Source organism: Curvibacter sp. AEP1-3, from assembly GCF_002163715.1.
Lineage (GTDB): Bacteria > Pseudomonadota > Gammaproteobacteria > Burkholderiales > Burkholderiaceae_C > Allorhodoferax.
The window spans coordinates 2,593,572-2,611,801 of sequence record NZ_CP015698.1; the positions used below are offsets into that span (position 1 = coordinate 2,593,572).

Genomic DNA, 18,230 nt, shown 5'->3' on the forward strand with positions numbered 1-18,230 from the left:
AACACCATGGCCAATTTAGAAACCACCTTTGCCGGCGTCAAAAGCCCCAACCCCTTCTGGCTCGCCTCTGCACCGCCTACCGACAAGGCCTACAACGTCAACCGCGCCTTCGAGGCGGGCTGGGGCGGCGTAGTCTGGAAGACCCTGGGCGAAGCCGGCCCACCGGTTGTCAACGTGAACGGCCCCCGCTACGGCGCATTGCTGTCCGCTGACCGCCGGCTCAACGGCTTTAACAACATTGAACTGATCACCGACCGCGATCTGGAGTTGAACCTGCGCGAAATCACCGAAGTGAAGCGCAACTGGCAGGACCGCGCCATGGTCGTCTCGCTCATGGTGCCCTGCCAGGAAGAAAGCTGGAAGGCCATCCTGCCCCGCGTGGAAGACACCGGCGCCGACGCCATCGAACTCAACTTCGGCTGCCCGCATGGCATGAGCGAGCGTGGCATGGGCGCTGCCGTCGGCCAGGTGCCCGAGTACATCCAGATGGTGACCGAATGGTGCAAGCAATACAGCAAGCTGCCCGTCATCGTGAAGCTCACGCCCAACATCACAGACATCCGCAAACCCGCCCAAGCCGCCAAGCGCGGGGGTGCCGACGCGGTGAGTTTGATCAACACCATCAACTCCATCATGGGTGTGGACCCCTACACCCTGACCATGTCGCCCTCCACCGGCGGCAAGGGCAGCCACGGGGGCTATTGCGGCCCGGCCGTGAAGCCGATTGCGCTGAACATGGTGGCCGAGATCGCCCGTGACCCCGAAACCGCCGGCCTGCCCATTAGCGGTATTGGCGGCATCGGCACCTGGCGGGATGCACTGGACTTCATTGCACTGGGATCCGGTACGGTGCAGGTGTGTACTGCGGCCATGGTGTACGGCTTCAAGATCGTGCAGGAAATGGAAAGCGGTCTGTCGAACTACATGGACGAAATGGGCTTCAAGAGTGTGGGCGAGATCGTGGGCAAAGCCGTGCCCACCGTGTCGGACTGGCGCTACCTGAACCTGAACCACGTGAGCAAGGCTGTCATTAACCAGGACAGTTGCATCCAGTGCGGCCGCTGCCACATTGCCTGCGAAGACACCAGCCACCAGGCCATTACCTTCGAGAAGGACGGCAAGCGCCACTTCGAGGTGAAGGAAGACGAATGCGTGGGCTGCAACCTGTGCGTGACGGTGTGCCCCGTGCCGGACACCATCAGCATGCGCGATCTGGCAGTCGGTGAGATGGACCTGCGCACCGGCAAGCCGGTGAGTGGCGTTCACGCCGACTGGACCACCCATCCCAACAACCCCATGCGGGTCAATGCCTGAACGGACTTGTAAGGGCGGCACTTAGGCATGAAAATCGCTTCTGCCGCCCTGTTTCATTGCGCAAAAAGCTATTAATTTAGGAGCAACCATGAGCACTCTGTTTATCCGTGGCGGCACTGTCGTCAACGCCGACCGCGAGTTCAAAGCGGACGTCATCACCCAGGACGGCAAGATCATCGCCGTGGGTGAGAACCTCACCGCTCCTGCGGGCGCCACGGTGGTGGACGCGGGCGGCCAGTACGTCATGCCCGGCGGTATCGACCCGCACACCCACATGCAGCTACCTTTCATGGGCACGGTGACCATGGACGACTTCTTCACCGGCACCGCGGCCGGTCTGGCAGGTGGCAACACCACCATCATCGACTTCGTGATTCCCGACCCGCAAGAAAACATTTTTGACGCCTACAAGAAGTGGCGCGGCTGGGCCGAAAAGTCAGCGTCGGATTACTCTTTCCACGTCGCCATCACCTGGTGGAGCGAGCAAGTGCGCAAAGACATGGGCACGCTGGTCAATGAGGAAGGCGTGAACAGCTTCAAGCACTTCATGGCTTACAAAAACGCCATCATGTGCGACGACGAAACCCTAGTGAACAGCTTCAAGCGCTCCCTGGAACTGGGCGCCATGCCCACTGTGCACGCCGAGAATGGCGAACTGGTTTACCTGCTGCAAAAGACCGTCTCCGAAATGGGCATCAAGGGGCCCGAAGGCCACCCGCTCTCCCGCCCACCCATGGTGGAGGCGGAAGCTGCCAACCGGGCCATCGCCATTGCCGATGTGCTGAATGTGCCCATCTACGTGGTGCACGTGAGTTGCGTAGAAGCTGCAGAAGCGATTGCCCGTGCCCGTGCCCGCGGCCAGCGCGTGTATGGCGAGGTGTTAGCCGGCCACCTGGTGCTGGACGACAGCGTCTACCGCCACCCCGACTTCGCCACCGCCGCTGCCCACGTGATGAGCCCGCCCTTCCGCCCCAAGGGCAACAGCGAGTTTTTGTGGCGCGGCCTGCAAAGCGGAAATTTGCACACCACCGCCACTGACCACTGCACCTTCTGCGCCGCGCAAAAGGCAGCCGGCAAAGACGACTTCACCAAGATCCCGAACGGCTGCGGCGGCGTGGAAGAGCGCTTGGCGGTGATCTGGGACGAAGGCGTGAACACCGGGCGCCTGACGCCTTCAGAGTTTGTAGCGGTCACTTCTGCCAACACGGCCAAGCTGTTCAACATCTACCCGCAAAAGGGCAGCGTGAGCGTGGGAGCCGATGCCGACCTGGTGGTCTGGGACCCGGCAGGCACCAAGACCTTGTCGGTGAAAACGCAGTTCAGCAAGGGCGACTTCAACATTTTTGAGGGCCGCACGGTCAAGGGTATCCCTAGCCACACCGTGAGCCAGGGCGAGCTGGTCTATGTACAAGGCGACCTGCGGGCAGTGCAGGGCAAGGGCCGCTACATCAAGCGGGCACCGTTCAGCTCCAACTTTGCCGCCAGCAAACTGCGCGCCGATACCTTGGCCCCCACCGCCGTCAAGCGCTAAAGGAAGCACCATGACTACCGACACCCACATCGACACCGTGCTCGACATCTCCAACATCCGCATCAACGGCGATCGCCTCTGGGCCTCGCTGATGGAGCTGGCACAAATCGGCGCCACACCCAAAGGTGGAGTTTGCCGCTTGACGCTGACCGACCTAGACAAACAAGGCCGCGACTTGGTCACCCGCTGGGCGCGCGAAGCCGGCATGTCCGTCACCATCGACAAAATCGGCAACGGCTTCATGCGCCGGCCCGGCCGCAACAACAGCCTGCCGCCCATCATGACCGGCAGCCACATCGACACCCAGCCCACGGGCGGCAAGTTCGATGGCAACTACGGGGTGCTGGCCGGCATCGAGGTGGTCCGTACATTGAATGATTTAGGCATTGAGACCGAAGCGCCGATCGAAGTGGCCTTCTGGACCAACGAAGAAGGCTCGCGCTTTGTGCCGGTGATGATGGGCTCGGGCGTGTTTGCCAAAGCCTTCACGCTGGAGCATGCCTATGCCGCGACCGACACCGAAGGCAAGAGCGTCAAGGGTGAGTTGGAGCGCATCGGCTACATCGGTGACCAGGAGCCCGGCGACCACCCCATAGGCGCGTACTTCGAGACCCATATCGAGCAAGGCCCGGTGTTAGAAGACAACGACGTGACCATTGGCGTGGTGAGCGGCGTGCTGGGCATCCGCTGGTTTGATTGCACCGTGACCGGCATGGAAGCCCACGCCGGGCCCACACCCATGGCGCTACGCAAGGACTCGCTCTTGGCCGCCACGCGCATCATGCAAGACGTAGTGGCCGCCGCCCACCGTCACCCGCCGCATGGCCGCGGCACTGTGGGCATGGTGCAGGTGTTCCCCAACAGCCGCAATGTGATCCCCGGCCGCGTGAAGTTCAGTATCGACCTGCGCAACAGCACCGACGCGTTGGTGGACCAGATGGCAGACGAGGTGAAAGCCTGTGCTGCCAAGGTGGCGCAAGAGCACGGCGTGGACGTGAAGATTGAAATGGTGTCCAGCTACAACGCGATTGCATTCCATGACGACTGCGTAGAGGCCGTAGGCCGCGCCGCCAAAAAGCTGGGCTACTCCAACATGCCTGCTGTGTCAGGCGCGGGTCACGACGCGGTGTACATGGCCAAGCTCGCCCCCAGCGGCATGATCTTCATCCCCTGCAAAGACGGCATCAGCCACAACGAGATTGAAGACGCCAAGCCCGAGCACATCACTGCCGGGTGCAATGTGTTGTTGCATGCGATGTTGGAGAGGGCGAAGGTGGTTTGACCGCTAACCGGACCTAAAACCGAACTCACGGGCGCTAGGGGCAAATCGGCCTCTAGTGCCCGTATTCATTGCGCAAGCAGCTATCCATTCGATAGCAATTAGCGGATCTGCAATGGAATTTAGAGACATAGCATTTCCAGCTTAGACACGCTTGGGAGAGTGGCTTGCCGCACATTTGGTTTCCACCTGTTGACCTCTTCCTCGATCTTAGGAATATCTTGTACAAGCTTATCCGTCCAAAATTCAGGAGCTGCCAAAGCACCACCTTTTCTCCCCCCTCTTGAAGCTAAAGTCCACCAGAAATAGGCTGTATTGACATTGCGAGTGACGCCCAATCCGTCCACATAAAGGCGGGCAAGCTCGTATTGAGCTTCAACATTTCCCTGTTCAGCAGCACGTTGGTACCAGTGTGCTGCCTGACCGTAGTCTTGCGGCACACCTTTCGCACTCGCGAACATGTGTCCTAATCGAAACTGAGCATCGTCCGACCCCAGTTCCGCTATGTGCATCGTCCACGAGAACATTTTGGCCTCACGAGCTTCGGTCGGAAGGCCGGTGCCTATCAAAAATGAAACGTTCACCATCTCAACGGTCGCTCGTCGAAAATCCTGCTTAGCCGAGCTTCGAAACCATTGCACAGCGCGATCTTGATCTGGCTCTATACCCTTTGCACCCAATGCCAAAATCTTGCCCACGTCCATCATTGCCCGAGTGTGACCTTGTCGGGCAGCCCTAGTCATCCATTTAAGGCCAAGCTCCTCATCACGCTCACCATAAGGAGCGTCGAAATACAGCCGACCCATTTGATACTGCGCCAAAGCACTTCCGGCTTCTGCAAACGGCAAGTAATCTGCAATCGTCGCGCGACCTTGAGTGGCTGGTAGCGAGCTCCCTGCCGCTGCGATGGAAGTTAATGTTTTTTCTCGATTGGAGAGTGTTCGAAATCTCCAGTTCGATGCCTCATATCGATCTTTAGGAACTCCAATACCTTCCGTGTACATCAATTGAAGGCGAGCTTGCGCCTCAACACTCCCTTGCTCAGCCGCGCTCAAAAGCCACTTGCCGGCGTTGATCGGGTCTTTGTCAACACCAACTCCATCAAAGAGCAAAACGCCCAGCCTCAATTGGGCGCCCCGGTGTCCTTGCTCTGCACTGCGTTGCAACATCTGAACAGCGTCTCTCATATAGAGGTTAGGGCCCTGAGATTGCCTCAGCCCCACAACGAACTGAGCGGCACTATCGCCAGTATTTGCCATTAGGAACAGCATCTCTGGGGTAGGGCAAGTCTTCAGGGCGCTGGCATCCTCTGCAACGCTAAACCCTCCATAACTCAAGAGCAGTAACGCAATTAATTTGAGTCTCAGTGTTGTCTTTGCTGCTTTCCCATCATTCATTTATGGATACCCTCTTAGTTAACGTTGCCGCGAATAATCTTAAGAAAACGCCTCATTCTTTGCGCCCGCCTTTTGACTAAACATCAATAGAGGTTGCCAGTACAGACAGCAAACTGACGCAAATTCGCATTCACAAAACTATCAAGCAATCGTTCAAGTCAAGTTCAATCAACTTTTCCATCGAAAGAAGCGGCGTCTAATCCGAGCTCAAGCTGTCGGTGCCTTGAATGCAAACGCAAAGAACGCAGCGCCCCCCAGGCATACAAACGCGGCTACATAGTTCCAGGCAAACTTCTCTTTCAGCACCAGCACCGCAAAGCCGACGAAGACGCTAAGTGTCACGACCTCTTGGAGGATCTTGAGCTGAAAGCCAGAGAACACGCCGTAGCCCAAGCGGTTAGCCGGTACCGCAAGGCAGTACTCAAAAAACGCGATGCCCCAAGACACCAGAATCACGCGCCACAGCGGCCAGTCGTGGCCGAATTTGAGATGGCCGTACCAAGCAAACGTCATGAATACATTGGACGCAACGAGGAGAAGAAATGTGCTCATGCGGCATTGTCTCTGAGTAAGGCAAATAAACAGATCACACCACCGACCCTTGCCATGCACCACCCCTCCCCTGTCCGTCGCCTTGCAGGCCCCTGCGCGGGCTGGGTATGGTGAACAACAAAGCCTTGCTGTCCATCGCCCTGTTTGAAGTGCTGAAGGGGATGGCTGCTCTCGCTGCGAGCGTGGGGCTCTTGAGCCTGGCGCACCACGACGTGCAAGCCTTGGCTTACGCGCTATTGGGGCACTTCCATGTGGACCCGGAGTCGCACTTTCCACGCATGCTGCTGGACGACATCCGCGCGCTACAGAACGCCGATATCCGGCTGGTGGTGCTGCTTGCGTGGGCCTACGCGGCCCTGCGGCTGACCGAGGGCTACGGCCTGTGGCGCGAAAGGGTCTGGGCAGAGTGGCTGGCGGCAGTTTCTGGCGCGGTGTATGTTCCGCTGGAGCTGAGCCATCTGGTGGTGCACCCCACCGTCATGAACGTGGTCATTCTGGGGGTGAATGTCGCAGTCGTGGCCTACATGGTGGTCCGGCTCCGACGTCGGCGAAGCGCTCGCGCCCCGACCTGAAGCATCCCTGCTGCGGCAAGCGTTGGGTTTCACGAATATCATGGAATGCGATAGCAACCCGACATTTCCGGAACCCCACATGACCGACTCCTCCCCCTACGTGCCTCCCAAAGTTTGGACCTGGGACAAAGACAATGGCGGCGCGTTCGCCAGCATCAACCGCCCGATTGCCGGCCCCACGCATAACAAAGAATTGCCTGTGGGAAAGCACGCGCTGCAGCTGTATTCGTTGGGCACGCCCAATGGCGTCAAAGTGACCATCCTGCTCGAAGAGCTGCTGGCCCTCGGCCACACGGGTGCCGAGTACGACGCGTGGCTGATCAACATCCGCGATGGCGACCAGTTCGGCTCCGGCTTTGTGGACGTGAACCCCAACTCCAAGATCCCCGCCTTGCTGGACCGCAGCGGGCCCGAGCCCTTGCGCGTGTTTGAGTCGGGCTCCATCCTGCTGTACCTGGCTGAAAAGTTCGGCGCCTTTGTGCCCAAAGACATTGCAGGCCGCACCGAGACGCTGAACTGGCTCTTCTGGCAGATGGGCAGTGCGCCCTACCTGGGTGGCGGTTTCGGGCACTTTTATGCCTACGCGCCCACCAAGATCGAATACGCCATAGACCGCTTCGCCATGGAAGTGAAGCGCGAACTCGATGTGCTGGACCGGCGCCTGGCCGACCACGAATACCTGGCGGGCAGCGCGTACACCATTGCAGACATGGCGGTCTTCCCCTGGTACGGCGGGCTGGTCAAGGGCTGGGCTTACGGCGCTGCCGAGTTCTTGAGCGTGCACGAGTACCAACACGTGATGCGCTGGGCAGACCAGCTCCACGCCCGCCCGGCCGTGAAGCGCGGCCGCATGGTGAACAAGGTGACCGGCGAACCTTCAGAGCAAGTGCGCGAGCGCCACGACGCCAGCGACTTCGACGGCAAGACCTTGGCCTAGAGCCCTGCGTCCCCGGCTTGCCAGCCATTCAACTGGCTGAGCAAGATGGCTTTCAGGTCGGCATTGGCAAAGCTGGCCGCGATAGACGTGCGCGCCACTGTGGCGGTAACTGCATCGGTCCAGCCAAAGGTGTGCCGGCACAGCGCGTACTCGCCCACCAAGCTGGCACCCAGCAGCGCAGGGTCATCGGTATTGAGTGACACCGGCACGCCCGCTTGGCGCAGGCGCTCAATCGGGTGAAGGTCTATCGACGGATACACACCCAGCACCAGGTTGGAGGTGGGGCAGACCCCCAACGGGATCTGCTTTTCTGCGAGCAGCTGCACCAATGCAGGGTCTTCAATGGCGCGCACACCGTGGTCTATGCGGTCCGCGCCCAGCAGCTCCACCGCATCACGCACGCCCTCAGGCCCGCTGGACTCACCGGCATGCACGGTGCGGCGCAAGCCTGCGGCACCCGCCTTGCGGAAGGCCTCGGCAAACCGGGGGCCGGTGCGGCCGGCGGCAGCTTCGTTGCCATCGACCGAGAGCGCCACCACGCGCGGGTGGCGCAAGGCCACCAGGGTGTCCACCAGCTCGATGGCTTGGTCTGCCGTTTGCGTGCGCAGCAGGCTGACGCACAGGCCCACACCCGGCAGGCCATCCTGCTCAGCCGCGGTGAAGCCCGCGTGAATGGCATCGAGCATGGCGCCCAGTCGGCCATGCCAAGAGTGCCAGTGGGTGGGGTTGAAGATCACATCGGCATAACCGGTGCCGTTGGCCGCCAGCCGCTGACTCAGGCCGTAGCTCAGCTCCACCAGGCGGTCTTGCGTGCGGGCGAGTCCACAGGCCAGATCCAAGAAACCCAGAAAGTCCGCCAGCCCCGAGAACTTGAACAAATCCTCTTGCGGCCGGGGCAGCGTCACGCCCTCTGCTCGTGCCCATTGGGCGATCAAGCTGGCCTCAAAACAACCTTCCAGGTGCAGATGGATTTCGGCCTTGGGCAAAGCCTTGAGGCGGGCATGTTCAGGGGCGCGGAGCGATGTCATCGTGCGATCTGGCGCTGCCGCCGATCAGGCTTTGCCGGCCGCCAAACAATGCGCCACGATGGCATTGGCATGGCCGTGCCCCAGTCCGTGCTCGGCCTTGAGCCACGCCACAATTTCCATGTGCTTTTTGCCTTGCTGTTGTTGCACCAGTGCAAACCAGTGCGCCATGGGCTGGCCGTAGGTTATCTCGATAGACGGAAAGTAGGACGCTGGGCCTTTGACTTTGTCGGGAGCAGGCATATCGGATTCCTCGAAGCAGGGTGCGTGGTCTTAGCGATAGGGCAAACCGGCCACATCCGCATAGTTTGCCTTGAGTTGAAGGTCGTCCGCGCTATCGCTGTAAGTAGTGGCGATGGCAAGAAATTGATCTTGAATGGCCAGGAAGGCATCCACCATGTCGGGATCGAAATGGCTCGCGCGTCCGCGGGCGATGATGTCTACGGCCTGCGAGTGCGGCATGGGCTCTTTGTACACACGGCGGCTGATGAGTGCGTCATACACATCGGCAATCGCCATCAGTCGGGCTGACACGGGAATGGCATCGCCCGCCAGGCCTTGCGGATAACCGCTACCGTCCCACTTCTCCTGGTGGCCGTACGCGATTTCCTTGGCCATGGTGAGGAAAGCCACCTCGGTACCCAGCTCCCGTTCGGCATGGGCAATGGCATCGCGGCCCAGGGTGGTGTGGGTTTTCATGACTTCAAACTCTTCAGGGGTGAGCTTGCCGGGCTTGAGCAGAATGCGGTCCGGAATACCCACCTTGCCGATGTCATGCAGGGGCGCAGATTTGTAGAGCATGGCAATCGTGGCCGGCGTGAGGTAGGTGCTGAACTTGGGATGCTCTGCCAACTTGCGCGCCAGGGATTGCACGTAATGCTGGGTGCGGCGGATGTGGTTGCCAGTGTCCGAGTCACGCGTTTCCGCCAGAGAAGCCATGGCCAGAATGGTCACATCCTGAATGGCAGATACCTCATGCGTGCGTTTGCTGACCTCAGACTCCAGAAACTCGTTCTGGTCACGCAGAAAATCTGCCGACGCTTTGACCGCCAACTGGTTGCGCACCCGGGCCAGCACAATGGGTGGGCTGATAGGTTTGGTGATGTAGTCCGCAGCGCCCAGTGACAAACCGAAGGCTTCATCCTCCGTCTGGGATTTTGCGGTCAGAAAGATCACCGGAATATGTCGCGCCTTGGGGTCTGCCTTGATGCGGCGGCACACCTCGTAGCCGTCCATGCCGGGCATCATGATGTCGAGCAGAATCAAATCCGGTGGGGCTTCGCCCGCCACGATCTTGAGCGCGCGCTCACCGTTGTTGGCGCCTTTGACTTTGTAATCATCCCGCAGCAGAGACTGCATGAGCAGCAGGTTCTCGGGGGTGTCATCCACCACCAGCACAGTGGGGCGGTATGGCAGCGCAGCGGGTTTATCTGACATGGGCGTTTCCTTCCATCGCGTCCCGCACGATAGCTGCAGCAGCCTCAAAGTCAAATTGGTGGATGCGGGCCTGAAGCTCATCGAACCGGGTGGCACAAGCCGCACGCAGCAAGACCTCGTTGTCTCTGACCAGCTCAATCACTTCCATATCGTCATCTTCGAGCAGGCTGCGCAGGCGTGTGCAAACATGGTGGAGTCTGACAGGATCCACCGCCTCATCCACCGGTTCGACAGGCCGTTCAAGCGCCAACGCGGCTTGCAAGGCCTTCCACTGCGGTACCAGTATCGATGCCAAGGCTTCCAGCGCGGCTTTCTGCGTTCCGGGGTTCTGACCTGATGCAGCCAGTTCCAGATCCGCCGCACGTTGCTGCACGCCGCCAAGCCCGATATTGCCTGCCACCGACTTGAGCGTATGGGCTAGTCGCTGTAGCTGCGCCGCGTCACCCCGGTCCAGCGCTTGTTGAAGCTGTGGAATGACATCGCCCTGGCCCTGTACAAACTTGTGCAGCAAGGACAGGTACACCGCCCGTTTGCCCATGACGCGGCGCAGGCCGGCCCGTGTGTCCAGCCCCTCCACCACGGGCAGTTGCAGCGTGCTCACTTCGTGGGTGGCGGCTGCAGTTGCTTGCCCGGCCAACGGTGCGGGCGTGCGCCCCGCCAGCCAATGCAACAAGCTGGCAAACAAGTGCTCCGGTTCAATAGGCTTGGCCAGGTGGTCGTTCATGCCCGCCGCTAGGCACGCCTCGCGGTCCGACGCCATGGCGTTGGCCGTCATCGCGATGATGGGCAAGCCGGATAACGCCTCATTGCGCCGGAGGATGCGTGTGGCGGTCAAGCCGTCCATCACCGGCATTTGGATGTCCATCAGCACCAAATCGAACCGGCCCGCTTGCACCTGCTCCACCGCCTCTTGTCCGTTGTGGGCCACAGCAACCTCCACACCGACACCCTGTAACAACTCGGTCGCGACTTCCTGATTCAGTTCGTTGTCTTCCACCAGCAATACGCGGGCACCGCGCAAACGGGCAAGCCCCTCATCAGGGGGCATAGCACCAAAGGCCTGGACCGGTGCGGGTGCACCACTGAGCTCGCGGACCACACTGTCAAACAGCATGGATGCACTGACCGGCTTGACCAGCACGGTTTGGATCCCGGCAGCCTCCGCGCTGCTCAACACCTCTTCACGCCCGTAACCAGTGACCAGTACCAGGCGTGGCGTCACCTCCAGCGGCAGAGCCAGCAGGCGCTGTGCCAACTCGACCCCGCTCATGCCGGGCATCTGCCAGTCCAGAAACACAATTTCAAAGGGCTGGCCCGCTTGCGCGGACTTATAAACCGCATCCAATGCTGCGGGCCCTGCATCCACAGCCTCAGCGACCAGATTCAGGTCCTGCAACATGGTCTGCAAAAGCGTGCGCGCACTGTCGTTGTCGTCCACCACCAGCACCCGCTTTCCGTAGAGCTCGCTGCGCAGCACCCGGGCCCTGCCGGTACTGATGCCCTTTTGCAGCCGTGCCGTGAACCAGAAGGTACTGCCCTGGCCGAAGGTGCTGTCCACACCGACCTCGCCCTCCATCATCTGGGCCAACTGCCGCGAGATCGCCAACCCCAGACCGGTGCCACCGAACTTGCGGGTGGTAGAGGCATCAGCTTGCTGGAAACTCTGGAACAACACCGACTTCTGCTCTTCACTGATGCCGATGCCGGTGTCACGCACCGCAAAGTGCAGCATCACATGCGAGGCGCTTTCGTCCTGCACCCGCACTCGTATGTCGATCTCGCCCCGCTCCGTGAACTTCACGGCGTTGTTGGCGTAGTTCACCAGAATCTGCCCCAGGCGCAACGGGTCACCCACCAGCTGCAGGGGTACTTGCTTGTCCACATCAAATACCAGCTCCAGCCCCTTGGAAGCGGCCTTGTCGCCGACCAACCCAGCCAGGTTGTCCAGCACTTTGTCCAGCTCGAATTCGATGTGCTCAATACCCAGTTTGCCGGCCTCAATCTTCGAGTAATCGAGGATGTCGTTGATGATGCCCAGCAAGTGCTGGCTGGATGACTGGATCTTGTTCAGGTAGCCGCGCTGCCGCTCGTTGAGCTCAGTTTTCTGAACCAGATACGACATGCCCATGATGGCGTTCATGGGCGTGCGGATTTCATGGCTCATGTTGGCCAGGAAGCTGCTTTTGGCGCGGTTGGCTTCTTCCGCCTGCTGGTGGGCGTGCTCAATGGCCTGGCGCGCCTCGTACGACGGTGTGATGTCCTCCAGCACGCCCAGCACGGCGTTCCGGTGGTCCGGCGTATCAAACACCCGGGCCGACACCCGCGCCCAAAACAGCGTGCCGTCTTTGCGCACCATCTGCATCTCGGTGTTCTGAAGGCGACCGCCATCCTTCAGTGCCTGCACATCCCGCCCCATGGCCTCATAGCTTTCCTCGCTCGCATACCAGCAACGGGTGGGCTGTCCCAGCAGCTCGCCGGGTGCATAGCCGAACAGTTCTTCCAGGTTGCGGTTGCACTGCACCACTACCCGGTTCACCATGAGCACAATGCCCACAGTGGCCATCTCAAAAATGGCGCGTTGCTCGGCGTGCGCGAGAGAGAGCTTTTGCTTTTCGTCGGATAGCGCCAGCATCGTGCTTTCCAGACGGGCGGTGCGCTGCGCCACCTGGTCTTCCAGGCTCGTGTTGAGGGTGCGGATCTCCTGCTCTGCGCGCAGGCGGTCTGTCACATCCCGCATGATGACGGTCAGCAGGTCCTGCCCGTCAAGCACCAAGTGGGAAATAGATGCCTCTGCCGGGAATTCCGTACCGTCTTTGCGCAAGCCGTGAACGACCGACTGCCCGCTCATGCGACGACGGGTCACGCCCGTCATGGCAAACGCCTCCATGTCACCGCCATGGTGGTGCCTGGTGTCATGGGGAATCAACATCTCGACGGACTTGCCGAGCACTTCTTCCAACTCGTAACCGAACAAATCCAGGGCCGCCCGGTTCATCACCACGATGCGGTGCAGGCGATCCACGGTAATGATGGCGTCCATGGCGGCATCGACGATGCCTTCCATACGCGCCTGGCTGGAAGCCACCTTCTGCTGGGCAGAGACCACACGCTGCAGCATCGCGTTAAAGCTGTGCGACAGACGCTGAACCTCCCGCGGACCTTTTTCAAGTAGCGCTTCCCGGGGGCTTCCACCCAAGGTGAACTGCGCAGCAGCCTTTTCCAATTGGCGTATGGGCCGGATGACAAATCGTTTCAGGACGCTGGACAAGGCCACGATCAGCACGAGCGCAATGGCGAGCTGCGGCCACAAGCGGTTCTGCGCATGCCAGAGCACCAGATCAAAGTCCGGCTGAATGTCGTACTCCAGATAGATGGCGCCATGGCGGGAGCTGCGTAGCTCGGCATCGCCTACTGGCAGGTTGTACTGGGTGAGTACAGTGATCCGCGCGAGGGACTCCGAGACCTCGACATCCGGCAGGTTTCCCCAGGAAACGCGTTTGAAGCGGACCATGTCAAAACCGGGGATGACCTTGCTCACGTGCTGGCCCGTCCAGCCCAGGCGATGCGCCAGCTCTACCTTGCCGTCTGCGTCAATCACCACCATGGCCACCACCGCACGGTCCGTGGATGCCACCGCGAGGTCGGCCGCCACCTGCTCGCGCTGATTCGTCAGGCCCCGCTCTGCCGTACGGGCCATGTGCTCTGCGATCAGAATCGCGTCGTCCGTCTGATGCTCCATGACAGCGGCACGGTCATTCAAGATGCCGATGGAAAAGGACACCAGCAACATCGCCACCACCGCCAAGGCCAAGCCCAGGGGCAAGGCAAAGCGAAGGGAAAAGCGGTGGCCGGTCATGGGGCTCAGGCCGGGAGGTAACGGGTGTCCACCAGCTCATCCGGCCCGGACTGCTTGCGCAGCAGCCCGGCCTCAAACATCACGCGCTGGAGCTCCAGGGCAGTACGGTGAAAGTTGCCACCCTCTTCCAGGAGGCGCCGGTTTTCCGCTGCATCCGGAAGCTGCAGCCCCCGCAATGAGGCGGGCACTTCTTCAACAGGCGTTTGTAATCGGGCCGCCATGTGGATAGAGGCCTGTGCCGGTTGGGCGATAAAGAATTGCCGGGCTTCAAAATGGGCGGCAACAAGCGCCCGAATGGCATCTGCCTGGGTGTCAAGAACATCGGCACGCACCGCCAGCACATCGGTGATGCGTCCGGGGATGCGGGAGCTGTCAAAAATGCGTTGGGCGCCTTGGGCCTCCAGTTTGGTGGCCCAAGGCTCGGCCGTGACAATCGCGTCGACCTTGCCCGAGCTGAAAACCTTCAGGCTGCTGTCCAGGGTCATTGCCACCTTCTTGACTTCTTCCACACGCAATTGCGCGGCGTGCAGCAGTGAGCTGAGCATGACGGCGCCCATGGCGCCCTCCTCGACCGCAATGCGCTTGCCCCCCAAGTTGTCCAGGGTGACACCACGGCGGGCCATGACCACATCGGCGCCTTGGGAAATGTCGATCACCATCACCACGCGCAAGTCCACGCCATCGGCGCGGGCGCTCATCATCTCGTCAAGGGTCAGGGCTGCGCCCTCAAGTTGGCCGGCAGCCAGGGCGCGCAGGGTGTCCGTGTTGGCCAGCATCTCGATCAGGCGGACCTTGCGGCTGTCGATGAGGCCACGCTCCCGGGCCATGAACATCAATTCGTATCCAGGGAACACGATAGAGCCCACCCGCATCACCGGCACAGGCTTGCTACACGCCGGCAGCAAAGGTGCCAGCCCCAAAGCCATGCCACCGGCCAACCAGCGGCGGCGGCCAAGGCTGTGCAACATGGCGGAGTGCGACTCCAAGGTCTGGGGCAACATCGCTTGGCATTCGTAAAGTAGATTCGAGCCAGTGTACGTGAGGGTCTGTCGCGGCAACAAGTGACCTAGATCAATTTCTGTACGATCCGCCAGCCCCCCTATGAACGCACCCCTTGTACGCCGCCCTGTTTGCGCGCTTTGCCTGCGCCCGCAAGCCACCTGCCTGTGCCATTTGGTTGTGCCCACAGCGAGCGCTTGCGAGCTGCTGATCCTGCAGCACCCGCTGGAGGTGCACCATGCCAAAAACAGCGCGCGCCTCTTGCACCTGAGCGTGCCGGGCAGCCGCATCGTGGTGGGCGAGGCATTTGATGATGCTGCATTGCAGGCCTTGCTGCCCGGACCGCGCACCACCGTGCTGCTCTACCCCCCCACCGCGTATGAGGGGCATGCAGCACCCGCCTTGCTGGAACCCGCGCAGCTGGTGCACACCGGGACACTGCGATTGGTGGTGCTGGACGCCACCTGGCGCAAGAGCCGCAAGATGCTGCACTTGAGCCCGGGCCTGCAGCGCTTACCGCGTCTGGCGCTGAACGAGGTGCCGACCGGCCGCTACGTGATCCGCAAGGCCCATGCACCGGGCCAGCTCTCGACCCTGGAGGCCACCTGTGCGGCCATGGCGCAACTGGAGCGCAACACAGAACGCTGGCAGCCGCTGCTGGCAGCTTTTGATGCGTTCGTGGCCGGGCAGATGAATTACATACAAAAATAGCTGCTGGCGCTTATGAAATTTGCGCGAGCAGCTATCAAATTTATAGCATTTAGCCCTTGCGAACGAACTTGAAAATCAAAATCCAGAACACAAGAATGAGCGACGCCACCGGAAACTGGAGTTCGGTAGGCATGAAGTAAATCACCATCACCCCGGGTATCCAGACGCACCACATGGCAATCAGCACCGGCAGGTACTGGTGGGCCAGAAAGTCGGCAGAGAACAGATGCCGCAGCGTCTTGAGGGTGAAACCGCCTTCGCGCCAGGCAAACAACGCGACGATGAGGTAGTTGGACACCGGCGAATACACAAATTGGTCAAACAGCATTTTTTTGACCAAGGTGATGGCATCGCTCTGCTCGCCGAACAGATGCACCTGCACGCCATACAGAATATCCACCGTCAGACCGATAGTGCCGAACACCAGCGCGGCATAGAGCACGTCCATGGTGGTCTTTCGCGTCCAGGCCTGACGGCCCAGGGCCACGCTCAGCCCCTCGGGCACCAGCACGGCAAAAACCACATACGACACGAACGCGAAGGTGAGGCCCCAGGCCTGTTTGACGTCGCCCCAACGGGTCAGGCCCTGCTGAAATGAGGGCACGGTGGCATAAGCCAACAAGAGCACCGCCAAGCCGCACCAGAGCAGCACGCCCGGCAGCGCGTTGGCGCGGATGGCCGCGCGAACTTGTTGCAGAGCGGAAGTTGTAGACCGCGCCGTCATGCGGCGGCTACGTCCGCCAGGGCCAGTTCGGCCATCTTCACCGCGCCTTCAAAGCTGCGCGCGCCGCCGATGAACAGGTTGAGGTGGCAGAACACGCTATCAAGCACGCCGTTGACCGCAGCCAACTCGCCATCGCGCAATCCGGCCCAGCTCTTTGGCAAGTCCATGCGGGCAGTGAATGAGCCGGCTTCGACAGGTACGGTTTTGATCTGGTATTGATCGCCATCGGAGTCGGGATAGATAACGAACATCACTTCAGGCATTTCGTTCAGCACCACGTGCGTCCAGGGCATGCCACCTTCTTGCAAGTGCAGCACCCGGCCACCCAACAGGCGCGGCGCCTGGCGCACGGTGTCCATGGCGCGCAGCTGGGCCACCTTTTTGCTGATGACATGGTCCAGGAACTTGCGGGTGATCGCGATCGCTTCGCGGAAGCGGGTTTCCAGCAGCTGGGCCTTGGCTGCGTGGTCCAGTCCCTTTTCTTCCAGCCAGTGGGTGTTGAGTTGCGCTATCAGGCTGGAGAGGCCGAAGATGCCGGGCGACACATCGCCCTGCCCGGTGTCCACGATGTCGAGGTACTGCACCAGCGAATGGTCGATGGAGCGCACCACTTCCGCCACGGCGGCTTCGTCCAAAGCATGGCCCTGGCCCTTGCACCAGGCTTGCACGTAGGCCGTGCCAAACGCAGACCACACCAGGCCCGCACTTGCATAGCCCACACCGGGCACGAGGGCGCCTTCGACCTCGGTGGCTGGGCGGGCACCGTCAAAGCCACGCTGGTGATGGTCAAAGCGGCCCTTGGCAGCGTCCCACACGCCGCCCACATCGACCACGAAATCGGCGGTGTCAATCAACTCTTGTTTGCGGGTGCGGATCAGGCGGTGCGAGGGAAACACCCCCATCAAAATGCCCACGCCGAATACGTCGTCAGCATGGAAGGTGCCACTGTGGGTGGCGATCAGGGTAGTGGTGGTTTCAGTCATCCACCGATTTTAGGGACTTACCCTGATCGGCGTTGTAGCCAGCCCAAGCCCTCGCGCGTAGCGCCGGGCTCCACACCGCGCCGGGGGCGGTACTCGCAGCCCACCCAGCCATCCCAGCCGCAGGCAGCAGACACTTCGTCAATCACATCCAGCAGATAAGGGTAGTTCAGCTCGCCCAAATCCGGCTCATGGCGGCCCGGTACACCGGCAATCTGAAAGTGGCCAACGCGTCCGGTCGGCAGGTAGTGGCGGATTTTGGTGGCCACATCGCCTTCCATAATCTGGCAGTGGTAGAGGTCAAACTGCACTTTCAAGTTGGGCGCACCCACGGCCTGCACGATGGCATGGGCCTGGTCCTGACGCTGCAAGAAGTAACCCGGGAAGTCGCGCGTGTTGATGGGCTCGATCAACACCTGCTTGCCCGCCGCGGCGGCTTGACCAGCAGCCCACAACAAGTTGCTGGTGTAGACAGCCTCCAGCTCCACCGGGTCTGCGCCCGGTGGCACCAGGCCTGCCAGCACATGGATGCGTGGGCAATCCAGAACCCGCGCGTACTCCAGTGCGCTGGCAAACCCCGTGCGGAACTCTGCCTCACGGCCCGGCAGGCAGCCAATGCCGCGTTCGCCTGCATCCCAGTCACCCGGCGGGGCGTTCATCAACACTTGTTGCAGGCCATGGGCTTGGAGCTGTGCCGCAATGTCCGCCGCCGCAAACGCATAAGGAAACAAAAACTCGACGCCCTGAAAACCGTCTTGCGCAGCGGCGCCAAAACGGTCCAGAAAGGGGTGCTCGTTGTACAGCAGGGAAAGATTGGCGGCAAATCGGGGCATGGCCGTGAAAGTGTACTGGTCCGCCCGCTGGCGCAAGGTCACATCAAGCGGCTAGGATGGCAGCCAGAACAACCTTTCTTTTC

16 protein-coding genes are annotated in these 18,230 nt (G+C 60.9%); 6 read left to right on the top strand and 10 right to left on the bottom strand.

The window, feature by feature from the left end; all coding sequences use genetic code 11:
* Positions 1 to 6 precede the first annotated feature (6 nt).
* The 3 genes from preA (at position 7) to AEP_RS12075 (ending at position 4,127) form a co-directional block, all read left to right on the top strand.
* A complete protein-coding gene (gene preA, locus AEP_RS12065) occupies positions 7 to 1,314 on the top strand; it encodes an NAD-dependent dihydropyrimidine dehydrogenase subunit PreA (protein ID WP_087495604.1) in 1,308 nt (435 codons plus the stop codon).
* An 88-nt stretch (positions 1,315 to 1,402) separates the two neighbouring features.
* Positions 1,403 to 2,845 (top strand): dihydropyrimidinase, encoded by a 1,443-nt coding sequence (hydA, locus tag AEP_RS12070; protein ID WP_087495605.1) that lies wholly within the window; start codon positions 1,403 to 1,405, stop codon positions 2,843 to 2,845.
* A gap of 10 nt (positions 2,846 to 2,855) precedes the next feature.
* A complete protein-coding gene (locus tag AEP_RS12075) occupies positions 2,856 to 4,127 on the top strand; it encodes a Zn-dependent hydrolase (protein WP_198301817.1) in 1,272 nt (423 codons plus the stop codon).
* A 119-nt stretch (positions 4,128 to 4,246) separates the two neighbouring features.
* Here the strand turns inward: AEP_RS12075 and AEP_RS12080 are convergent, their stop codons facing one another.
* Both AEP_RS12080 and AEP_RS12085 read right to left on the bottom strand, forming a co-directional pair.
* A complete protein-coding gene (locus AEP_RS12080; RefSeq protein WP_087495606.1) occupies positions 4,247 to 5,521 on the bottom strand; it encodes a tetratricopeptide repeat protein in 1,275 nt (424 codons plus the stop codon).
* Between the two features lie 207 nt (positions 5,522 to 5,728).
* The gene (locus AEP_RS12085; protein ID WP_087495607.1) at positions 5,729 to 6,073 is read right to left on the bottom strand and encodes a DMT family protein; all 345 of its coding nucleotides are present in this window, start codon (positions 6,071 to 6,073) and stop codon (positions 5,729 to 5,731) included.
* A 107-nt stretch (positions 6,074 to 6,180) separates the two neighbouring features.
* Here AEP_RS12085 and AEP_RS12090 point away from each other — a divergent pair, with 107 nt between their 5' ends.
* Positions 6,181 to 6,645, top strand: a complete 465-nt coding sequence (locus AEP_RS12090; protein WP_087495608.1) for a DUF2127 domain-containing protein — start codon at positions 6,181 to 6,183, stop codon at positions 6,643 to 6,645.
* A 79-nt stretch (positions 6,646 to 6,724) separates the two neighbouring features.
* Positions 6,725 to 7,582, top strand: a complete 858-nt coding sequence (yghU, locus tag AEP_RS12095) for a glutathione-dependent disulfide-bond oxidoreductase (RefSeq protein WP_087495609.1) — start codon at positions 6,725 to 6,727, stop codon at positions 7,580 to 7,582.
* Here the strand turns inward: yghU and add are convergent.
* Genes add through AEP_RS12120 form a run of 5 tightly spaced genes read right to left on the bottom strand, consistent with a single transcriptional unit; the run spans position 7,579 to position 14,868 of the window.
* Positions 7,579 to 8,610 carry an adenosine deaminase gene (gene add, locus AEP_RS12100; protein WP_087495610.1) on the bottom strand — a complete coding sequence of 344 codons (1,032 nt, stop codon included), beginning with the start codon at positions 8,608 to 8,610 and terminating at the stop codon, positions 7,579 to 7,581. The two genes, yghU and add, sit on opposite strands and share 4 nt — an antisense overlap.
* 24 nt (positions 8,611 to 8,634) lie before the next feature.
* Positions 8,635 to 8,850: a DUF4287 domain-containing protein gene (locus AEP_RS12105; RefSeq protein WP_087495611.1), complete on the bottom strand. Its 216-nt coding sequence runs from the start codon at positions 8,848 to 8,850 to the stop codon at positions 8,635 to 8,637.
* A 30-nt stretch (positions 8,851 to 8,880) separates the two neighbouring features.
* On the bottom strand, positions 8,881 to 10,044 hold the full coding sequence (locus tag AEP_RS12110; protein ID WP_087495612.1) for a response regulator: 1,164 nt from the start codon (positions 10,042 to 10,044) through the stop codon (positions 8,881 to 8,883).
* Complete coding sequence (locus AEP_RS12115; RefSeq protein ID WP_087495613.1) at positions 10,034 to 13,900, bottom strand: hybrid sensor histidine kinase/response regulator; 3,867 nt, start codon at positions 13,898 to 13,900, stop codon at positions 10,034 to 10,036. Before AEP_RS12115 ends, AEP_RS12110 begins: the two co-directional genes overlap by 11 nt.
* A gap of 5 nt (positions 13,901 to 13,905) precedes the next feature.
* Entirely contained in the window at positions 13,906 to 14,868 is a 963-nt protein-coding gene (locus tag AEP_RS12120) for an ABC transporter substrate-binding protein (RefSeq protein WP_157673158.1), read from the bottom strand.
* A 133-nt stretch (positions 14,869 to 15,001) separates the two neighbouring features.
* Between AEP_RS12120 and AEP_RS12125 the strand changes: the two genes are divergently transcribed.
* The gene (locus AEP_RS12125; protein WP_087495615.1) at positions 15,002 to 15,610 is read left to right on the top strand and encodes a tRNA-uridine aminocarboxypropyltransferase; all 609 of its coding nucleotides are present in this window, start codon (positions 15,002 to 15,004) and stop codon (positions 15,608 to 15,610) included.
* Positions 15,611 to 15,659: 49 nt separating this feature from the next.
* On the opposite strand, the gene AEP_RS12130 is transcribed toward AEP_RS12125, so the two are convergent.
* From AEP_RS12130 to otnI, 3 genes are read right to left on the bottom strand one after another with little or no spacing between them, the layout of a single operon-like run.
* Positions 15,660 to 16,334 (bottom strand): Mpv17/PMP22 family protein, encoded by a 675-nt coding sequence (locus AEP_RS12130; protein ID WP_087495616.1) that lies wholly within the window; start codon positions 16,332 to 16,334, stop codon positions 15,660 to 15,662.
* Positions 16,331 to 17,317 carry an MYG1 family protein gene (locus tag AEP_RS12135; protein ID WP_087495617.1) on the bottom strand — a complete coding sequence of 329 codons (987 nt, stop codon included), beginning with the start codon at positions 17,315 to 17,317 and terminating at the stop codon, positions 16,331 to 16,333. The genes AEP_RS12130 and AEP_RS12135 overlap by 4 nt, the downstream gene beginning before the upstream one ends.
* Before the next feature lie 17 nt (positions 17,318 to 17,334).
* Positions 17,335 to 18,147, bottom strand: a complete 813-nt coding sequence (gene otnI / locus AEP_RS12140) for a 2-oxo-tetronate isomerase (protein ID WP_087497314.1) — start codon at positions 18,145 to 18,147, stop codon at positions 17,335 to 17,337.
* Positions 18,148 to 18,230 lie beyond the last annotated feature (83 nt).